The sequence below is a fragment of the Marinobacterium sediminicola genome (genome assembly GCF_022343685.1).
GTDB lineage: Bacteria > Pseudomonadota > Gammaproteobacteria > Pseudomonadales > Balneatricaceae > Marinobacterium > Marinobacterium sediminicola.
In genome coordinates this window covers 2,866,264-2,883,497 of sequence record NZ_CP092123.1, presented here as the reverse complement: position 1 = coordinate 2,883,497, position 17,234 = coordinate 2,866,264, and the positions used below count along the sequence as shown (strand labels likewise).

Here is a 17,234-nt window from a genome sequence, read left to right as displayed (position 1 = left end):
GTCCCGCTCCCTGTTTTTCAGGTTTTGAAACGCTGAATCATCTGGCTGAGCTGCTGCGCCATCTGTAGCTGCTGCTGGGCATGCTCAGACAGTACGCGCGCGCTGCTGCTGATGGATTCGGCGCTGGTATCGATGCCGGCGATATTGCGACCGATGTCACTGATTGCGGTGGACTCTTCTTCGGCCGCCGCTGCAATCTGGGTCGACATATTGGTAATGTTGTCGATGGCGTCAACGATCGCATCCAGTGCGCTTTCGACCTCCCGCGCACGTTCGGTGGCCACTTCCATGTCGCGCTGATTGCTCTCAACCAGGTCGCTGGCCTCTCGGGTTTCCTGCTGCAGCTTGCGAATGATCTCGTCGATCTCGGACGTGGATGCCTGGGTACGCTGCGCCAGTGTTCTGACTTCATCGGCCACGACCGCAAAACCTCGACCATGCTCACCGGCACGGGCTGCTTCGATCGCCGCGTTCAAGGCCAGCAGGTTGGTTTGCTCGGATACATTGTTGATTACACTGGTGACGTCAGAGATGCGTTTGCTACTGTCGTTCAGGCGGGCGGTCATTTCTGCCAGGCGGCGGCTGTCACTGGCCAGATTGGCAACGGCATGTACGGCTGCGCGCACCTTCTCGTGTCCGTTTTGAGCCAGCGAGTCAGCCTGCTGTGCCGCACTGGAAGCACTGATTGTACTGTTGGCAACATCCTGTACGGCCGTTGAGACTTCTTCGACCGCCGCTGCCACCTGCATGGTTTCATCACTCTGCAGCTTCAGACTTCTTTCCGCTTCCTGCACGATTTGGCTGGTATTTTTCGACTCAGCACTGAGTTGCTGGCTGGAAGCAGCCACTTCGCGGATAGCCGAGGCAAAGGTGTCCAGCGTGTGGTTCAACTGCTCCGCTACGGTACCCAACTCGTCACGGGAATAGACACTGGCACGTACCTTGAGGTTATGTTCGTTACGCACTTCGCGCATGGTCGCTGCCAGCGTATCGACCTGGCGATGCAGGCCTCGAATGATCCAGAAAGACACCAGTCCGACCAGCAGCAGGATACCCAGCAGTGAAGATGCGGCGATCCAGATTTGTTGCAGGGCGGCGTCATGAGCGGAACGGGCACTGCCGAGGAGGCTGTCGGCCAACTGGTCTTCAAACTTTTTCATGGCATTGATGCGATCTGTTGCACGATCGAACCAGAGAGTCCCCTCTACACCAAAATTGCCTTCTGAAGCTTTCTCATGAGCGGTCTGGCGCAGCAGGGTTACGGCGGTGAATTCTCGGGAGTTCGCCAGTGTAGCCAGTGCCTGCACCTTGTCGGTGGATGCCAGTGCACGGAACATGTTCAGGTAGGTGTCCTGCTCCGACACAAGATTGATGAAACGGGAATACAGCCCCGGGCCAAATTGATTGCTGGCGAAGACGTTGCTGAGCACGGCCCGCTCGATACCGGCGCGTTCCTTGGCTTGCATGAATGCGAAAAAAGCACCTGCGCTGCGCGCGATACCGGCATCACTGCTAATGCCCGAGGTTGTCGCGGCGATGCTGAGTAGGTCAGCGTTGAGCTGGGTGTAGTAGCCCAGCGCCTTGCCCAGCGGGATGTTCCGTTGGTCAGCACTGCTGCGAATACTGCTCAGCTGGCTCAGCTGCTGCTCGATCTGTCCCAGCATGCGCCTGATACCTGCCGTCGCAAATTGATGCTGCTGCAGATAGCCTTTCCAGCGTTGCAATGCCTGGTCGGTCAACTGGCGCTGCTGTTGCAGCTTGTCGGCAAAGGCTTGTGTCCCGGAACCGAGCCAGCCGCTGGTGGCACCGCGTTCCTTTTGCAGCTCATGTACGAGTGCGCTGTTGAAGGTGGTCAGTTCGACCTCTTCTTCGAGTATCTGCAACTGTTTGGCCTGCTGATACTCTGTGAGTACCGAACTGCCAAGAAGCATGGACAACGCCAACAGGGGGAGAAAAATCAACAGCAGGATCTTGTGAATGAAGCGAATATTCATGGCGGGTCGTCCCTGAATATGGTGCTCTGGGCACAGAATATGAATGATGTATACCGAAGAGATTAGAGCAGAACCCCTGGGTTTACTACTTAATAATCGATGGCGGGGCCTGTGAAAAATCGGGCAAAAAATGCGTGACAGAGCATTGTAATTGGTCTTGACTGGGGTATGATGCTGTAAAGATATTTTATCCGGTGCTGTCAAGACCGCTTGGAATCGGGATGACAGAAGCCTTTTCAAAGGCAGCCGGGCGACCGGAGTAATCCGGTACGGAGTTAGATTTACTTGATACGACTGTACTTCAGCGGTCTGATAGCCGCCCGCAAGACTTCAACCGCCGCACCCAAGGCTGTGGCAAGAAGCGTATTACCCATCTGTTCGGCACTTCCCGCATCGCAGATGGTTTCCCGCTTGTTTTATCTCCCGCTCTTTTCTCATGTTTCTCACACTTTCCCTTTTGACTATCGCAGCCGTTTCCTTGGGCTTGCACCTGTTTGCCGTCACGGGATAGCAATGAAGCATGTCTACACTGGGGAGATATGAAGTTTTCGGCGGTACTGATGCGATGAGTGTCTGTACCAAGGAAGATTTCCGTTCCTGAAAAGTCGGGAACAGGATGAGCCGGTAGCCAGGAGGCTGCTGGCTTCCGGATCGGCATGAAGCCGGTTCCTAAGATCGGATGGCACCTGGGTGCGTCCAAACATAAGAAAAACCAGCGCATTGCTGGTGTACATGCAAAAGAAAGAGGCAAAAAATGTCACAGCTCGTTACCGGTACCGTTAAGTGGTTCAACGATGAGAAAGGCTTCGGCTTTATCCAGCAGGAAAATGGCCCGGACGTGTTCGTTCACTTCCGCGCTATCAACGGTACTGGTCGTCGTACTCTGCACGAAAACCAGACTGTAACTTTCGAAGTTACCCAGGGCCAGAAAGGTCCGCAGGCTGAAAACGTAACTGTTGTAGCCTAATCGCTGACAGTCCGTATTCGCAACAGCGGGCGCTCTGCCCGCTGTTCTATTTCTACACTTCGTGTTCAGGCACGTGGAACTGCAAGCGGAAGCTGCAGGCCAGTGTCGCTCTCTCCCAAAAGCCAGGGCTGATTAAGCTCTATCGCCTGCTTCAAAAACTGCCATAGCAGACGTACTCGCTGTAGCTGGCGCTGTTCTCCGCGCGCGGCAATCCAGAACTCTCGACATATATCGATCTCCGTTTTCAGCACCGCTTGAAGGATGGGATCCTGCTCTGCCATGAAACAGGGCAGAACGGCCAGTCCGGCGCCTGCGCGAACCGCGTGAAACTGGGTGATGACACTGGTGCTGCGTTGGGCAAAGTGCGGCGGGGAGGGTAGTTCTCTTAATAAGGGATCCAGATAGCAGAGCTGGTCACTGAAGATCAGGTCGTCCACATACCCGATCAGTTCGAAGCGGGACAGCTCACCGATACAGTTCGGAATGCCTCTTTGGTCCAGATAGCCCTCCTCTCCATAGAGTCTGAGCCGGTAGTCGCAGAGCCTTGAAACGACCATCTCGGCATTCTTGGGTCTGTCGATGGTGATCGCCAGATCGGCCTCGTGTCGGCTCAGGTTCACTGCACGCGGCAGTGCCAGCAATTCCACGGTGATGTCGGGATAGCGGCGTTGAAAGGCGGACAGCAGCGGTGTAATGACATAGGTTCCGAACCCTTCGGTGACGCCCAGGCGGATCTGACCGCTCACCTGCAGGTTCTGGTTGCTGATGCTTTCGTTCGCTCCGGTGGCCTGTCTGGCCATCTCTTCTGCAAACAGCAGCAGCTGTTCGCCTGCCGGTGTCAGTCGGTAGCCATGAGTGCTGCGTTCAAATAGTTGTGTGTTGAGATCCGTTTCAAATCGACGAATGCGGCGCGATACCGTCGAGTGGTCTATGTTTAATCGGCGTGCGGCATCGGTGAGCCGGTCAGCACGGGCGACTTCGAGAAAGATCTGGATATCCTGCCAGTTGAGCATATGAATTCCCTGTGCATTTTTGCACAGCCAATGTGCTCGGCTGAGCGTTGTCTGTCAACCGGATGCGCCGCTAGACTCGAATACAGCCTCAAACAGGGTTTTGTTTTGCCTGAATACACAAAAAATATAAGGAGATCAGGTGTATGTCGGTTCGAGAAATTCCACTTTTCATCAACGGCGAAGCGGTACGTTCAGTCAGCAATGATTGGCGCGATGTGGTCAATCCGGCCACTCAGGAAGTGGTTGCACGGGTTCCCTTTGCCACCGAAGAGGAAGTGAACCGCGCAGTTGCGTCCGCCAAGGAAGCGTTCAAGAGCTGGCGCAAGGTGTCACTGGCACAACGCATGCGCATCATGTTGCGCTTCCAGGCGCTGGTGCGTGAGCACACAGCAGAGCTGGCAGCCCTGATTACCGAAGAGCATGGTAAAACCCTGCCGGACGCCGAAGGTGAAGTGGGCCGTGGTCTGGAAGTGATTGAACATGCCTGCTCCATTACCTCACTGCAGCTGGGTGAGATCGCAGAGAATGCGGCCGGTAACGTCAATGTCTACTCGCTGCAGCAGCCACTGGGCGTTGGTGCCGGTATCACCGCATTCAATTTCCCGGTGATGCTGCCCTGTTTCATGTTCCCGCTGGCGATCGCTACCGGTAATACCTTCGTGCTCAAGCCATCCGAGCAGGACCCGACGTCCACCATGCGACTGGTTGAGCTGGCCCATGAAGCCGGTATCCCGGCGGGTGTACTGAACGTGGTTCACGGTGGTCCTGAAGTGGCCAACCAGATCTGTGACCACACCGATATCAAGGCGTTGTCATTCATCGGTTCCACTCACGTTGGCACACACATCTATGACCGTGCCGGTGCCGCCGGTAAGCGCGTGCAGTCGATGATGGGTGCGAAAAACCACTGCGTGATCATGCCTGATGCCAACCGCAGTCAGGCGATCAACAACGTGATCGGCTCCTGTTTTGGTGCTGCGGGTCAGCGTTGCATGGCCAACTCTGTTGTGGTGCTGGTTGGCCAGGCAAAAGAGTGGCTGCCCGAGATTATTGAAAGCTCAAAGTCCATGAAAGTGGGGCCGGGTACCCAGCGTGATGCTGATCTGGGCCCGCTGGTATCGCCGCAGGCGCGTGACCGTGTGGTCAGCCTGATCGATTCAGGTGTTGCCGAGGGGGCGACGCTGGCGCTGGATGGTCGCAACATCAGCGTTGACGGCTATCCGGACGGCAACTTCGTCGGTCCGACCATCTTCACCGACGTGAAGCCCGGCATGCGCATCTATGACGAAGAGATCTTCGGCCCGGTGATGTGCGTAGTTTGCGTCGATACCCTCGATGAAGCGATCGAATTCATCAATGCCAATCCCAATGGCAATGGTACCTCTATCTTCACCAACTCCGGTTGGGCCGCACGCCGTTACGAGGCTGACATCGATGTTGGCCAGGTCGGCATCAACGTGCCAATTCCGGTGCCGGTGGCCTTCTTCAGCTTCACCGGCTCACGTGGCTCAAAGCTGGGTGACCTGGGCCCGAACGGCAAGCAGGCGATTCAGTTCTGGACTCAGACCAAGACCGTGACCTCACGCTGGTTTGAGCCGGACAGCGAGTCAGAAGGCGTCAATACCACTATCAGCATGAAATAAGATTATCTCCGGCGCGGCCCCTCCCTGTGGGCCGCGCCGCTGCATTCTGTTTTCACCCGCAATAACAACAAAAGGAAGTGAAATCATGAGTCAGTTCTCTCGTATTACCACCGCCCTGGGCGCCGGTGCCGCTGCACTGGCACTGTCCACCACCCTGCATGCGGCAGGGCCGTCCAAACTGGACGTGGCCAACACCTTCAACACCAACCTGTTCATCGGCGAAGGTGCCGTGCGTTTTGCTCAGGAACTGGAAACCGTCACCGACGGTAAGGTAAAGCTGAAGGTGCACAACCCGGGCGACCTGGTACCGGCGTTTGAGGTCTTCAATGCGGTGTCTTCCGGTGCAGTGCCGGCAGGCTGGGACTGGATCGGCTACTGGGCAGGTACCGTGCCCGTGACCAACCTTTACGGTGCGCTGCCCTTTGGTCCGACCCCTGAAGCGTTCATGTCCTGGATGTGGTCCGGCGAAGGTACCGAAATTCTGCAGAGTGCCTACGACCAGTACAACGTGAAGGTGCTGCCGTGCTTTATCTCGCCGCAGGAAACCGGTGGCTGGTACAACAAGGAGATCAAGGACATCAAAGACTTCGAAGGTCTGCGGATGCGTATCTCCGGCCTCGGTGCCAAGGTGCTGAACAAGTATGGTGCCTCTACCCAGCTGATTCCGGGTGGCGAGATCTATCTGGCGCTGGAGCGTGGTCGTATCGACGCTACTGAGTTCTCAGTACCTCAGGTTGACCAGATCATGGGCTTCGAGGATGTGACCAAGTACTACTACTTCCCGGGTTGGCACCAGTCAGCCAGCTGGTTCTCGTTCATCATCAACAAGGATGTCTGGAACGAGTATGACGATAACACCAAGGCCAAGTTCGAAACCGCCTGTCGTGCCACCCTGCAGTGGGCCATGTCAGAAGCGCCGGCCGAGCAGATCCGTGTGATCCGCAAGCTGGAAGAGAAGGGCGTTGAAGTAAAACGCTTCCCGGAACCGGTGCTGGCTGAGCTACGCAAGGGCTGGGATGAAGTACGTGAAGAGGAGATGAAGAACAATCCTCTGTTCAAGAAAGCGTACGAATCGCTGATGGAACACAGCAAACTGGTGGATGAGTGGTATGAGCTGCAAGCAACTCCGCGTTAATCCACAGCTGCCCGGCTGGCGCCAGACTGGCGCCCGCTGGTGCGCCTGCCTGGCCTGCCCGTTGATCGGGCTAGGCCGCTGGCTTGGTCGGATCAGCAGCTGGCTGGTGCTGGGCGTCATGCTGGCGGTTCTGGCTACGGTGCTGATGAATGCGCTGGGCATCAATGAGCTGGTGCGCTGGGAAGAAAAGGTCCTGCTGCTGGGCAAGGCGATTACCATCAACACGGTGACCGAGCTGCAGTGGCATCTTTTCGGCCTGCTGACCCTGATCGGGGCCAGCTATGCCATGCATGCCAACATGCATGTGCGGGTCGACATGCTGCACCATCGCATGTCGCCCGCGACCCGACACTGGGTCGAAATCATCGGTCATCTGGTGTTGCTGATTCCGTTCTGTGTACTGATCGCCTGGCTGTCCAAGCACATGGTGCAGATGTCCTATGTTTCGGGAGAGCAATCCAACTACGGCGGCCTGACCGACCGTTTTCTGATCAAGGGAGCATTGCCGGCAGGGCTGCTGCTGCTGGCATTGGGCGCGCTGGGGCAAGTGTTCGATCGCCTGTCGCGCATACTGGATCCGGCACGTGATGTAGAGGAGAGCTCGGATGCTGGATGAATATGGACTGGCCATTGCGATGGTCGTGGCCCTGTTGATAGGGATTTTCAGCGGCTATCCGGTGGCGTTTCTGCTCGGTGGCCTGGGTATACTGTTTGCGTTTATCGGTGACATACCGCTGCCGTTTCTGGGCACGGTCGCGTCACGCATTTTCGGCGGGGTGATCGAGAACTGGCTCTTGATCGCCATTCCGCTGTTCGTCTTCATGGGGCTGATGCTGGAGCGCTCCGGTGTCGCCAAAAACCTTTTGTTGACCCTGCAGCGTCTGTTCGGCAATGTCCGTGGTGGTCTGGCGGTATCGGTGGCACTGCTCGGTGTGGTCATGGCGGCCAGTACCGGCATTATCGGTGCTTCGGTGGTGATGCTGGGCCTGCTGGCACTGCCCGTGATGCTCAAGCAGGGCTACAAGCCCGAGATGGCTTATGGGGTCGTCGCGGCATCCGGCACTCTGGGGATTCTGATCCCGCCATCTATCATGCTGGTGCTGATGGGTTCGATCATGCAGATCTCGGTGGGTGACCTGTTCAAGGCGGCGCTGATTCCCGGGCTGATGCTCGGCGGTCTCTATACCCTTTATCTGCTGATCGCCGCCTGGCTGAAACCGGAATGGGCGCCGCTGGCGAAGGAAGGGAATGCCCCTGAAACCGCAGAGCCGCAGATACCTCTGGCAGTCGCCTTGCTGCGTGATCTGTTGGGGCCGGTGGTGCTGATTGTGGCGGTACTGGGCTCGATCATGGCAGGTATTGCCACGCCGACCGAAGCGGCGGCAATCGGGGCGGCCGGGGCCATGCTGCTGGCGCTGTTCCTGCGTCAATTGAATGTGCAGGCTCTGCGTGATGTCTGCCGATCCACCTCCAAAACCTCGGCGATGATCCTGTTCGTGGTGGTCGGCGCGACCTGTTTCAGCGTGGTGTTCAAGCGCCTGGGTGGCGCGGACATGATCGAAGAGCTGATCACCGGTACCGGCCTTGGCCCCTATGGCCTGCTGCTGTTGCTGATGGGACTGATCTTTCTGCTGGGCTTCTTCCTTGAGTGGATCGAAATCAGCTTCGTCATCCTGCCGCTGCTGTTGCCGGTGGTGGGCGATCTGGACTTCGGTGGCATCCTTCAAGGCGAGGCGGTGATGGTCTGGTTTGCCATCCTGGTAGCCATAAACCTGCAGACCAGTTTCCTGACGCCACCTTTCGGCTATGCACTTTTCTATCTGAAAGGGATCACTCAGGGCGGTGTCAGTATCGGTACCATCTACAAGTCGATCATTCCCTTCGTATTGCTGCAGCTGGCAGGATTGGTGCTCTGCATCCTCTTCCCGTCCATCGTGCTCTGGCTACCGGGGATGACAGAGTAGGGGATAGGTTGATCCAGCCTGTAACAGGGATAAAAAAGCAGCCGTTATCGGCTGCTTTTTCGTTGAACGTGTTTGCTTTGGCTGTCCCCCGCCACAGTTGTGTGAAAGTCGTCCAGTGACGGAGACCTTCCTGATGGCGGTTGTCAAAACTTATACGGCGGTCTCTTCAAGAGCTTCAAGCGGCCCAAAGAACTCATAGCGGATTTGCTCTTCAGGAATATTCAGGGCTTTGAGGTCCCGGTAGCAGTTCTGCATGAACGCCTTTGGACCGAGAAAATAGACGTCGGGACTTTTATCCAGCGGGATAAGGGATTCAAGGCGCATACGGTCAAAGAAGCCCGTGGGTATATCCTTGTCTTCAGGTAGTGGCTCACTGTAACAGTAGCTGACATGCAAATTCTCGTGCTCTGATGCCAGCTGGTCGACTGTCGCCTTGAAGGCATGGGTTGAACTATTCAGAGCGCCATGAGCGAAATGTACTTCGCGTCCGGATGCTAATGCAGAGTGCAGCATACTGATTGTGGGGGTGATGCCAACGCCGCCGGTCAGAAGCACCAGAGGGCGCTCACTTTTTGTCAGAATAAAATCCCCGCAGGGCGGTGTAAGTCTGACTGTCTCGCCTTCCTTAAACTTGTCATGGAGATAATTGGAGACCCTGCCGTTAGGTTCGCGTTTAACGCTGATCCTGTAGTGAGGATTGTTGGGGCTATCGGATAGTGAATAGTTGCGTCGGGTGGTCTCACCATCGATTTCAAGAATAAGAGTTGTGAACTGTCCCGGCTGAAATTCGGCAACAGGCTGGTCGTCCGTGGGTGCAAAGTAAAAAGACGTGATAACCTCGCTCTCGCGTACTTTGCGCACCAGGCGAAATTCACGCTCTCCCCGCCAGCCGCCTGATTTCTTTTCATTATTGCGATAAACACCTTCTTCAGCCGTGATCAGGATATCGGCCAGTTGTTGGTAAGCCTCTCCCCATGCGTTCAATACCTCATCCGTGGCGACATCACCGAATACCTCTTTAATCGCTGCCAGCAAGCATTCGCCAACAATGGGGTAGTGCTCAGGCAGAATGTTCAGCGAAGCGTGCTTGTGGACGATGAGTGACACTGCATCACCCAGTAATTCCAGTCGATCCAAATTGCTGGCGTAAGCGACCACTGCATTAGCCAAGGCTTGACGTTGGGTGCCTTGAGCCTGGTGGGCCTGGTTGAAGTAGGCTTTAACTTGAGGATAGCGCTTGAACATGAGCGGGTAGAACACCTCGGTAATGGCGCGCGCATTCTCTTTCACAGCAGGTAGCGTTGCGGCGATGATTTCCCGGGTTTGATTGGACAGCATGGTTTTCTCCTTGTTGGCTGGCATAGAGCCATCAGTGTTTGCTGTCATATATGCGGGAATTGTGCCAACACTAAAAAGATTGATATTGTTTACATGTTTAGGGTTTTTTGTCTTTATGACATTTAAAAATATTGTTTAAAGAACAATGAGGTTGTGGAAATGACTTCTTTTGCTATGGCGGATTCGATGATATCGGTTGTATCAGACCTCTCTCGCCAGATTCCTGCAGGTACCCGCTATCAGCGTTTGTTGGAATCCATACATTGTCATTTCCACTGCGATGCTGTGGCGCTGCTCAGGCTGCGCGGTACAGCACTCCATCCTTTGGCTGCTTTCGGTCTTTCGGACGATACATTGGGGCGTACTTTTCTGGTCGAAGACAATCCTCGACTGGCACGAATACTTCTGAGCCGGGAGCCAATACGGTTTGAGGCCGATTCTGAATTGCCAGACCCTTATGACGGCCTGGTTGACTCACCTGATACAAGGCTTCATGTGCATGACTGCATGGGCATTGCTCTCTATGTCGAAGACAAGCCTTGGGGAATATTAACGCTTGATGCTCTTGAGCCTGGGGCATTCGACAGTATTGATCCAATGGAGCTTCGCGCCTTTATTCGCCTGGCAGAAGCTTCAATCAAGGTGGCTGGATTAATACAGTCCCTGGAGTTGCAGGTCCGAAAAGAACACGAGGTGGCCAGACTTCTGTCGGAGGATGTGAAGCGTAGCGAGTTGATAGGAGGAAGTCCTGTCATCAAGTCACTGATTGCAGAATTGGATCTGGTCGCCGGATCCGACTTGTCGGTACTGATCAGTGGGGAGACCGGTGTTGGGAAGGAATTGGTGGCCCGCCATATCCATGTGGCTTCGTCGCGTGCTGAAGCGCCTCTAGTCTATGTCAACTGCGCAGCATTGCCGGAAAATCTGATTGAAAGTGAGCTCTTCGGTCATACCAAAGGCGCTTTTTCGGGAGCGACTGGAGCGCGTGCCGGGAAGTTTGAGCTTGCAGATGGAGGCTCTTTATTTCTGGATGAAATAGGGGAGTTACCCTTGGGCATGCAGCCCAAGTTGTTACGAGCGTTGCAAACAGGAGAAGTTCAGCGGGTTGGCAGTGACCGTTATCATCGGGCAGATGTGCGCATCATTGCTGCAACGAACAGAAATTTAAAGCAGGAAGTCGTAGCGGGTCGATTTAGAGCTGATTTATACCACCGGCTGAGTGTTTACCCTGTCCTGGTACCACCTTTGCGTGAGCGGGGGCGGGATGTTTTGCTTCTGGCAGGTCATTTTCTGGAGCTTAATCGCCGCAAGTTGGGGTTAGGCTCACTGCGTCTGGGTCGTAGCGCTTGTTCAGCGCTCTTGGAGTACAGCTGGCCGGGAAATGTACGTGAGCTGGAGCACCTGATCAGTCGGGCCGTGCTCAGATTGTCGGCTTTAAGGAAACAGTCTGGCAGGGTGCTGACTCTCGACGCCGAATTGCTGGAACTCCCCAGAAGTGCTGATTTGCAGGGGGCTGTCAGAGCGGCATGTCCAACACCAGTGGAAGAGCCTGGTGCCAAAAGGGGGCAGAGCCTCAAGGAAGCAACAGACCTGTTTCAAATTGATCTGGTGACAGCCGTTCTGCGCAGAAAGTCCTGTAACAGGACTGCTGCGGCACGAGAGTTGGGCGTCGATCCCGGCAATTTCAACCGCTTGCTGAAAAGGCTGGGAATTAATGTAGAGGAGATTAAGAAGGGGATATGACAGCCCGTGATCGCTTTTCAACCCATCAAGCAAGCGATTAACGTCTTCTCAATTATTTCATATGCCAATGGTTGGCGGGTCAGAATCTCCAGCCGTGAATCACGCCGCCAGGCCGATTCGTTAATGTCGGCCTGCTGGCCGGCATTGCGGTTATAGCTGACCCAGGCATGGCCGATTCTGAGTACGGCCTTGAGTCTTAATATGCCTTCCATCGTGTCCAGCGTGGGCTGAATGGCCTGCCAGTCAAAACGATCCTCGGCAGCAAAGATCCAGCCGTAACTGTAGTAGCCGCCCTGACTGCCGTTTTGGCGCACAGGCTTGCTTGGTTCGGCGACTGTGGGCGGGTTTATCGGTGCCAGAATGTTGGGGCGTGCTGGCGTGGCGGCATGGGCCTGTGGATAACGAGCCTGACGCTGGATCTGGTGATCCAGGTCCAGCCATTCACGGGCCAGTTGGCCATGCGTGGTAGCATGGATCGCTGTCTTGGGCGGAAACAGGTTGGCCGACAGCTCGCGTGCTTCGGTGATATTGGCCTCATCGGCCAGGTCGGTGCGGTTGAGCACGATGATATCGGCCAGGTTGAGCTGATCAATGAAGCTGGGGTGGCGCAATGTCTCGGGTTGGAGCAGTACGCCAGGGTCGAGCAGGCAGATGATGCTGTGCAGTGTCAGTACGCTACGGAACTGTTCGCTTTGCAGGGTATCGATGATGCGCGCCGGGTGGCCGAGCCCTGTGGGTTCGATCAGCAAACGGTCGGGGCGAAAGCGGCGCAGCAATGTGGCCAGAGTGATTGGCAGGCTGGGACCCAGAGCACAGCAGAGGCAGCCGCCCGCCAGCTCTTTCACTTCGATACCGTCCTGTTGTTCGATCAGGCTGCCATCGATTCCGACCTGGCCGAACTCGTTCACCAGTACCGCCCAGCGTTCGTCGTCGGGCTTGTGCTTGAGCAGGTGGTTGATGGCGGTAGTTTTACCGCTGCCGAGAAAACCGGTGATGATGTTGGTGGGAACGGATTGGATGATCGCCTGGCTCACACTCTGTGTACTCCTGATGTTACAGGGTAACGATTGTGGGCCAGGGGGGGATCACTGGCAAGTCAGGCGCAGACCTTTTCGTGCTTGCGCTTGGCTTCCAGATAGCGAGGCATGGGACCAATATCCTCATAAACCGGATCACCGTCCTCAACCCGAATCACCCGGGTGCCGGGCTTGTAGGGCATGTGCGCCTCGATGTCGGTGAGGATGGTATGCAGCAGAATTGGAGTCAGCTCGACGATATCCATGCCGTACACTTCAGCCAGTGCCTGCAACCGGACCATGTCCTCACGGTCGATCGGCAGGGTGACGGTCTGTTGATGGGCATGCCGTTGCGAGTGTTTCTCCAGCTGATCGAGCAGGGTGGCGATGTGGCTGTCGGGCATGGTGTGGCTCCTCTCACTGGACCGGATCGCTCCCTTGAAACCTGCCAAGGGAGCACTCCTGTTCAGCATAGACGACAGCCTGCGGCCATGCACAAACGCGGGTGATCAGCGCTTGATAAAGCCTTTTTTGTTCAGGAACGGCAGCATGTGCGGGCGGGCTTCCTTGACCAGCATGCCGGAGATCTGCTCGCTCCAGGTCATCTCCTTGTTGCCCCCGGTGCGGGTGCGGTAGTAGTCGCGTACCTCTGCGTCGTAGGCGGCGATGTGCTCGGCATCCTGACTGTCATCATAGCGATCCTGCTTGAGCACCACCTCAAGCGGCAGTCGCGGCTTGATTTCCGGATTCTGATCCGGGTAACCCAGGCAGAGGCCAAAGACCGGATAGACCAGTTCCGGCAGTTCCAGCAGATCGGCAACCGCTTCGATCTGGTTGCGCAGGCCGCCGATGTAAACACCGCCCAGTCCCAGAGACTCGGCTGCCACCATCACGTTCTGGGCAAAGAGCGCGCAGTCCAGTGACGCGGTCAGGAACTGCTCGGTGAAGCCGGATTTCATCTCGGCATCGTGCATGCCACAGGCCAGCTGATGGCGCTTCATGTCGGCGCAGAACACCAGGAAGACCGGCGCTTCAGCGACATAGGCCTGGTTGCCGGCCATCTCGGCCAGCGCTCCGCGGCGCTCGCCTGGGCTGACCTGAATGACCGTGCAGGCCTGAATGAAGCTGGAGGTGGCGGCTGACTGACCGGCCTTGATCAGCGTGTTCACGGTGGCCTGATCGATCGGCTCTGCGGTGAATTTGCGGATGGAACGGTGTGCGTTCAGCAGTTCGATCGTTGGGTTCATGCTGTTCTCCGTAAAGGTGTGCTTGGCGCGATTATACATGGATCAAACGGAAGGTCAGGTTGATACGGGGATCATTGCAGCGGCGGCTGCGGGGCAGGCTGTGTTGCCAGTGACGCTGTGTCGGCCCCGCCATCAACAACAAGGACGCGTGCCCCAGATCCAGCCCGTGGGTCTGGCGGCTGGCGTTGTGCCGCAGACGGAAACGGCGCGTAGCGCCTAGGCTGACGGAGGCGATCAGCGGGTTTGTGCCCAGCTCGGATTCGTTGTCTGCATGCCAGCCCATGCAGTCCTGTCCGTCACGGTAAAGGTTGAGCAGCAGGGCATTGAAGGGCTGGTCACAAAGGTTTTCCAGACGTTTTTTTAACGCCTGCAGCTCCGGTAGCCAGACATCACCATCGAGCCGGAGGCCCGAGTAGGTGTACTGGATACCCGGGTCCGACATGAAGGCCTGCAGGCGAGGAATCAGATGTTCCTTGCCGAACAGGCGGATACGGTCCTGACGCCAGTTGACCCCGTGCAGCAGGGTGGCGAGCAGGGAATCGGCTTCCTCGGGAGCGAGAAAGCCGGGGTGGTACTGCAGCTGCGCGTCCGGCAGGGTCAGATCAGTGGCTGTCACGGTCCGCCAGCAGTTCGCGTACCGCATGGGCCAGCGGTTCGGCAATGTCGATCTGGTTGCTCAGGTGCGGGATGCAGGCGGTGGTGACTACGTCCGCAACGGCCGTCAGGCGGCCATAGGCGTCACCCGCGAAAATGCCGTGCACGCCGATGGCGACCGCGCGAGGCAGTCCGGCAGCCTGCAAATGCTTGATCGTTTCCAGCATGGTACGGCCACTGGAAATGATGTCGTCCACCAGCACAGGCGTATGTTCTGCCGCGCTCTCCAGGTCAGGCAATGATACACTGACGTCGTAGTCGCCGCGGCGCTCCTTCTGCAGTACCTGGAAAGGGGCTCCGGCCAGTTCGGCTACATGCGACACCCATTGTTCGCTTTCGCTGTCGGGGCCGATCAGCAGTGGCTTCTTGACCCGTTGTTGAATCCAGTGGGCGATCAGCGGGGCGGCCTGCACCACACGGGATGGGATCGTGTAGATCTCGTCCAGCGAGTTGTAGCGGTGCAGGTGCGGGTCCATGGTGACGAGGTAATCGAAAGCGCCGGACAGCAGGCGGGCAAAGGGTCGCGAACTGACGCACTCACCGGGCTTGAAGCGTTTGTCCTGGCGCATGTAGGCCAGGTAGGGCGTGACCAGACCGACGCTGCGGGCACCGCATTCACGCAGGGTGTCCGCGAGGAACAGCAGGCGCAGGGTGCGTTCGTCCGGGTGAAACAGGTTACACAGAATGACACAGTGCTGGTCGGTACAATCGGAGTGGATACGCAGGTAGCTTTCACCGTCGGGAAAGCGGCGCTGCTCCAGTACGCCAGCCTCTGCTTCGAGCAGGCGCGTCAGCTGTGACGCCAGCGCCGGGTCGGAATCGGGGTTGAAAATCAGCATGGTTGTACCTGTTCTCCAGAGTCGTCGCTGTCCAGTCGGATCACCTCGGTATGGTCGTTGAGATACTCAACGGCATAGTTGAGTTCCCCGGCGTTCTCGGCATGAATCATCAGCAGGATATCCTGACACTCCACCTCGTCTCCCAGCTTGACCGGAATCTCGACGCCGGCAGCCGAGTCGGCGGGCGCTCCGGCCAGCTTGGCGATCTTGGCCAGAATACGGTTGTCGATGTGGCGCACACGGCCCTTGCGTTCGGCCACCAGCGCATAGCGATAGGGGGCCACCGGCGGGTGACGCAACCCGCCCTGAGCTTCACAAATGGCACGGAACTTGGCCCAGGCGGCGCCACTGGAGAGGGTTTCTTCTGCCATGGCGATGCCTTCCTCGACGCTGATGTCCTTGACCATCGCCAGCATGGCACCGGCGACCTGCCCCGCGCGCTGACGCAGATCCTGCGGTGCATCGGGCAGATTTTGCAGCACTGCCAGCAGGTCATGAGCTTCCAGAGCCGGGCCGATGCCGCGACCGACCGGCTGGCTGCCGTCGGTGAACAGTACCTGCAGTTTGAGACCGAGGTTGTTCGCGACGACACGGAAGCTCTCAGCCAGTCGGTCAGCCGCGTCCTGACTGCGCACCTTGGCGGTCGGTCCGACGGGAATATCGATCAGCACATGGGTAGCACCCGCGGCGATCTTTTTCGACAGTACCGATGCGATCAGCTGACCTTCGCTGTCGATGTCCAATGCGCGCTCAACCTGAATCAGCAGATCGTCGGCCGGACTCAGGCGCATGGAGCCGCCCCAGGCCAGACAGCCGCCTTCGGTATCCACCACCTTGCGCATCTGCTCGAGGCTGAGGCTGACCTCGGTCAGCGTCTCCATGGTATCGGCGGTGCCGGCCGGTGAAGTGATGGCGCGGGACGAGGTCTTGGGCACGGTCAGGCCGCAGGCGGTGAGGATGGAAACCACGATGGGGGTGGTGCGGTTGCCGGGCAGGCCGCCAACGCAGTGCTTGTCGACCACCAGTGGCAACTGCCAGTCGATGGTACTGCCGGATTTGACCATGGCCTGGGTCAGCGCGGTGATTTCACGATCATTGAGACTGTCATCGCCGCAGGCTGTGATAAACGCGGCCAAGTGAACGTCGGCATAACGGCCATCGACGATATCGTTGATGATGCTCTGGAACTGAAGGTCGTCCAGTTCATGGCCGTATACCTTGGCGCGGACATGGGAGAGCGACTGGACCGGCTTGGGGTGGGACAGCCAGATTGGATCTTCAGGGCTCAGTTCCAGACGCCGCCAGGCTGACTCGGAGAAGCCGACCTCGTCATCGGCCAGCAGGTCGCTGGTGACGATGTTGAGTGAGGCGATCAGGTGATCGCTGCGGTGGGTGGTAATCAGCACCCGTGACAGGCTTTCAAATCCCTCTGAGCGGCAGACATGACTGTGCTCTGGCAGATACAGCGTCGGTTCGTGGTGGGTATCGATGCCCAGGCGGCGTGCTTTCAGTGGCGCCATCCGTTCGGGGGTCAGCATCATCATCTACAGCTCTCCTCGTGAAACAGCCAAGCGTTCAGTGTAACGCAACTGTTGTCGCAGCGGATATTCATGATGCCCGGATCAGAGCTGTCGAGAGTGGGCGGCTGCTGTTAGAATGGCCGATTCGACTTTGGATCTAG

Annotated in this window: 15 protein-coding genes; 6 read left to right on the top strand and 9 right to left on the bottom strand. The window is 57.2% G+C overall.

All coding sequences use genetic code 11. The features are described from left to right. Positions 1-17 precede the first annotated feature (17 nt). Positions 18-1,994 (bottom strand): methyl-accepting chemotaxis protein, encoded by a 1,977-nt coding sequence (locus LN244_RS13105; RefSeq protein ID WP_239040224.1) that lies wholly within the window; start codon positions 1,992-1,994, stop codon positions 18-20. 754 nt (positions 1,995-2,748) lie between these two features. Here LN244_RS13105 and LN244_RS13100 point away from each other — a divergent pair. Next, positions 2,749-2,961, top strand: coding sequence for a cold-shock protein (locus LN244_RS13100; RefSeq protein ID WP_181740479.1), 213 nt, complete (start codon positions 2,749-2,751; stop codon positions 2,959-2,961). A 65-nt stretch (positions 2,962-3,026) separates the two neighbouring features. On the opposite strand, the gene LN244_RS13095 is transcribed toward LN244_RS13100, so the two are convergent. Continuing rightward, on the bottom strand, positions 3,027-3,974 hold the full coding sequence (locus tag LN244_RS13095) for a LysR family transcriptional regulator (protein WP_239040223.1): 948 nt from the start codon (positions 3,972-3,974) through the stop codon (positions 3,027-3,029). Positions 3,975-4,117: 143 nt separating this feature from the next. Between LN244_RS13095 and LN244_RS13090 the strand changes: the two genes are divergently transcribed. The 4 genes from LN244_RS13090 (at position 4,118) to LN244_RS13075 (ending at position 8,716) form a co-directional block, all read left to right on the top strand. Continuing rightward, positions 4,118-5,617, top strand: coding sequence for a CoA-acylating methylmalonate-semialdehyde dehydrogenase (locus tag LN244_RS13090; protein WP_239040222.1), 1,500 nt, complete (start codon positions 4,118-4,120; stop codon positions 5,615-5,617). An 85-nt stretch (positions 5,618-5,702) separates the two neighbouring features. Beyond that, positions 5,703-6,752 carry a TRAP transporter substrate-binding protein gene (locus LN244_RS13085; protein ID WP_239040221.1) on the top strand — a complete coding sequence of 350 codons (1,050 nt, stop codon included), beginning with the start codon at positions 5,703-5,705 and terminating at the stop codon, positions 6,750-6,752. After that, complete coding sequence (locus tag LN244_RS13080; protein ID WP_239040220.1) at positions 6,727-7,368, top strand: TRAP transporter small permease subunit; 642 nt, start codon at positions 6,727-6,729, stop codon at positions 7,366-7,368. The genes LN244_RS13085 and LN244_RS13080 overlap by 26 nt, the downstream gene beginning before the upstream one ends. Continuing rightward, positions 7,358-8,716: a TRAP transporter large permease gene (locus LN244_RS13075; protein ID WP_239040219.1), complete on the top strand. Its 1,359-nt coding sequence runs from the start codon at positions 7,358-7,360 to the stop codon at positions 8,714-8,716. Before LN244_RS13080 ends, LN244_RS13075 begins: the two co-directional genes overlap by 11 nt. Before the next feature lie 150 nt (positions 8,717-8,866). Here the strand turns inward: LN244_RS13075 and hmpA are convergent, their stop codons facing one another. After that, complete coding sequence (gene hmpA / locus LN244_RS13070) at positions 8,867-10,054, bottom strand: NO-inducible flavohemoprotein (protein WP_239040218.1); 1,188 nt, start codon at positions 10,052-10,054, stop codon at positions 8,867-8,869. A gap of 159 nt (positions 10,055-10,213) precedes the next feature. On the opposite strand from hmpA, the gene norR reads away from it, so the two are divergent. Continuing rightward, complete coding sequence (norR, locus tag LN244_RS13065) at positions 10,214-11,797, top strand: nitric oxide reductase transcriptional regulator NorR (RefSeq protein ID WP_338037876.1); 1,584 nt, start codon at positions 10,214-10,216, stop codon at positions 11,795-11,797. 17 nt (positions 11,798-11,814) lie between these two features. Here norR and LN244_RS13060 read toward each other — a convergent pair whose 3' ends face one another. From LN244_RS13060 to LN244_RS13035, 6 genes are all read right to left on the bottom strand, one after another. Continuing rightward, positions 11,815-12,831, bottom strand: coding sequence for a CobW family GTP-binding protein (locus LN244_RS13060; protein WP_239040217.1), 1,017 nt, complete (start codon positions 12,829-12,831; stop codon positions 11,815-11,817). A 62-nt stretch (positions 12,832-12,893) separates the two neighbouring features. Beyond that, positions 12,894-13,217 (bottom strand): hypothetical protein, encoded by a 324-nt coding sequence (locus LN244_RS13055; RefSeq protein WP_239040216.1) that lies wholly within the window; start codon positions 13,215-13,217, stop codon positions 12,894-12,896. Between the two features lie 105 nt (positions 13,218-13,322). Next, positions 13,323-14,060: an oxygen-insensitive NADPH nitroreductase gene (gene nfsA, locus LN244_RS13050; RefSeq protein ID WP_239040215.1), complete on the bottom strand. Its 738-nt coding sequence runs from the start codon at positions 14,058-14,060 to the stop codon at positions 13,323-13,325. 31 nt (positions 14,061-14,091) lie between these two features. Further along, on the bottom strand, positions 14,092-14,676 hold the full coding sequence (locus LN244_RS13045; protein WP_239040214.1) for an alpha-ketoglutarate-dependent dioxygenase AlkB family protein: 585 nt from the start codon (positions 14,674-14,676) through the stop codon (positions 14,092-14,094). After that, a complete protein-coding gene (locus tag LN244_RS13040; protein WP_239040213.1) occupies positions 14,663-15,553 on the bottom strand; it encodes a ribose-phosphate pyrophosphokinase in 891 nt (296 codons plus the stop codon). The genes LN244_RS13045 and LN244_RS13040 overlap by 14 nt, the downstream gene beginning before the upstream one ends. Beyond that, the gene (locus LN244_RS13035; RefSeq protein WP_239042419.1) at positions 15,547-17,094 is read right to left on the bottom strand and encodes a thymidine phosphorylase family protein; all 1,548 of its coding nucleotides are present in this window, start codon (positions 17,092-17,094) and stop codon (positions 15,547-15,549) included. Before LN244_RS13035 ends, LN244_RS13040 begins: the two co-directional genes overlap by 7 nt. Positions 17,095-17,234 lie beyond the last annotated feature (140 nt).

Bases quoted from the DNA above. Each gene is read 5' to 3' on its own strand.
- LN244_RS13075 (WP_239040219.1), top strand. From the start codon at position 7,358: ATGCTGGATGAATATGGACTGGCCATTGCGATGGTCGTGGCCCTGTTG.
- norR (WP_338037876.1), top strand. From the start codon at position 10,214: ATGACTTCTTTTGCTATGGCGGATTCGATGATATCGGTTGTATCAGAC.
- LN244_RS13090 (WP_239040222.1), top strand. From the start codon at position 4,118: ATGTCGGTTCGAGAAATTCCACTTTTCATCAACGGCGAAGCGGTACGT.
- LN244_RS13055 (WP_239040216.1), bottom strand. From the start codon at position 13,217: ATGCCCGACAGCCACATCGCCACCCTGCTCGATCAGCTGGAGAAACAC.
- hmpA (WP_239040218.1), bottom strand. From the start codon at position 10,054: ATGCTGTCCAATCAAACCCGGGAAATCATCGCCGCAACGCTACCTGCT.
- nfsA (WP_239040215.1), bottom strand. From the start codon at position 14,060: ATGAACCCAACGATCGAACTGCTGAACGCACACCGTTCCATCCGCAAA.
- LN244_RS13035 (WP_239042419.1), bottom strand. From the start codon at position 17,094: ATGATGCTGACCCCCGAACGGATGGCGCCACTGAAAGCACGCCGCCTG.
- LN244_RS13105 (WP_239040224.1), bottom strand. From the start codon at position 1,994: ATGAATATTCGCTTCATTCACAAGATCCTGCTGTTGATTTTTCTCCCC.
- LN244_RS13040 (WP_239040213.1), bottom strand. From the start codon at position 15,553: ATGCTGATTTTCAACCCCGATTCCGACCCGGCGCTGGCGTCACAGCTG.
- LN244_RS13095 (WP_239040223.1), bottom strand. From the start codon at position 3,974: ATGCTCAACTGGCAGGATATCCAGATCTTTCTCGAAGTCGCCCGTGCT.
- LN244_RS13100 (WP_181740479.1), top strand. From the start codon at position 2,749: ATGTCACAGCTCGTTACCGGTACCGTTAAGTGGTTCAACGATGAGAAA.
- LN244_RS13080 (WP_239040220.1), top strand. From the start codon at position 6,727: ATGAGCTGCAAGCAACTCCGCGTTAATCCACAGCTGCCCGGCTGGCGC.
- LN244_RS13085 (WP_239040221.1), top strand. From the start codon at position 5,703: ATGAGTCAGTTCTCTCGTATTACCACCGCCCTGGGCGCCGGTGCCGCT.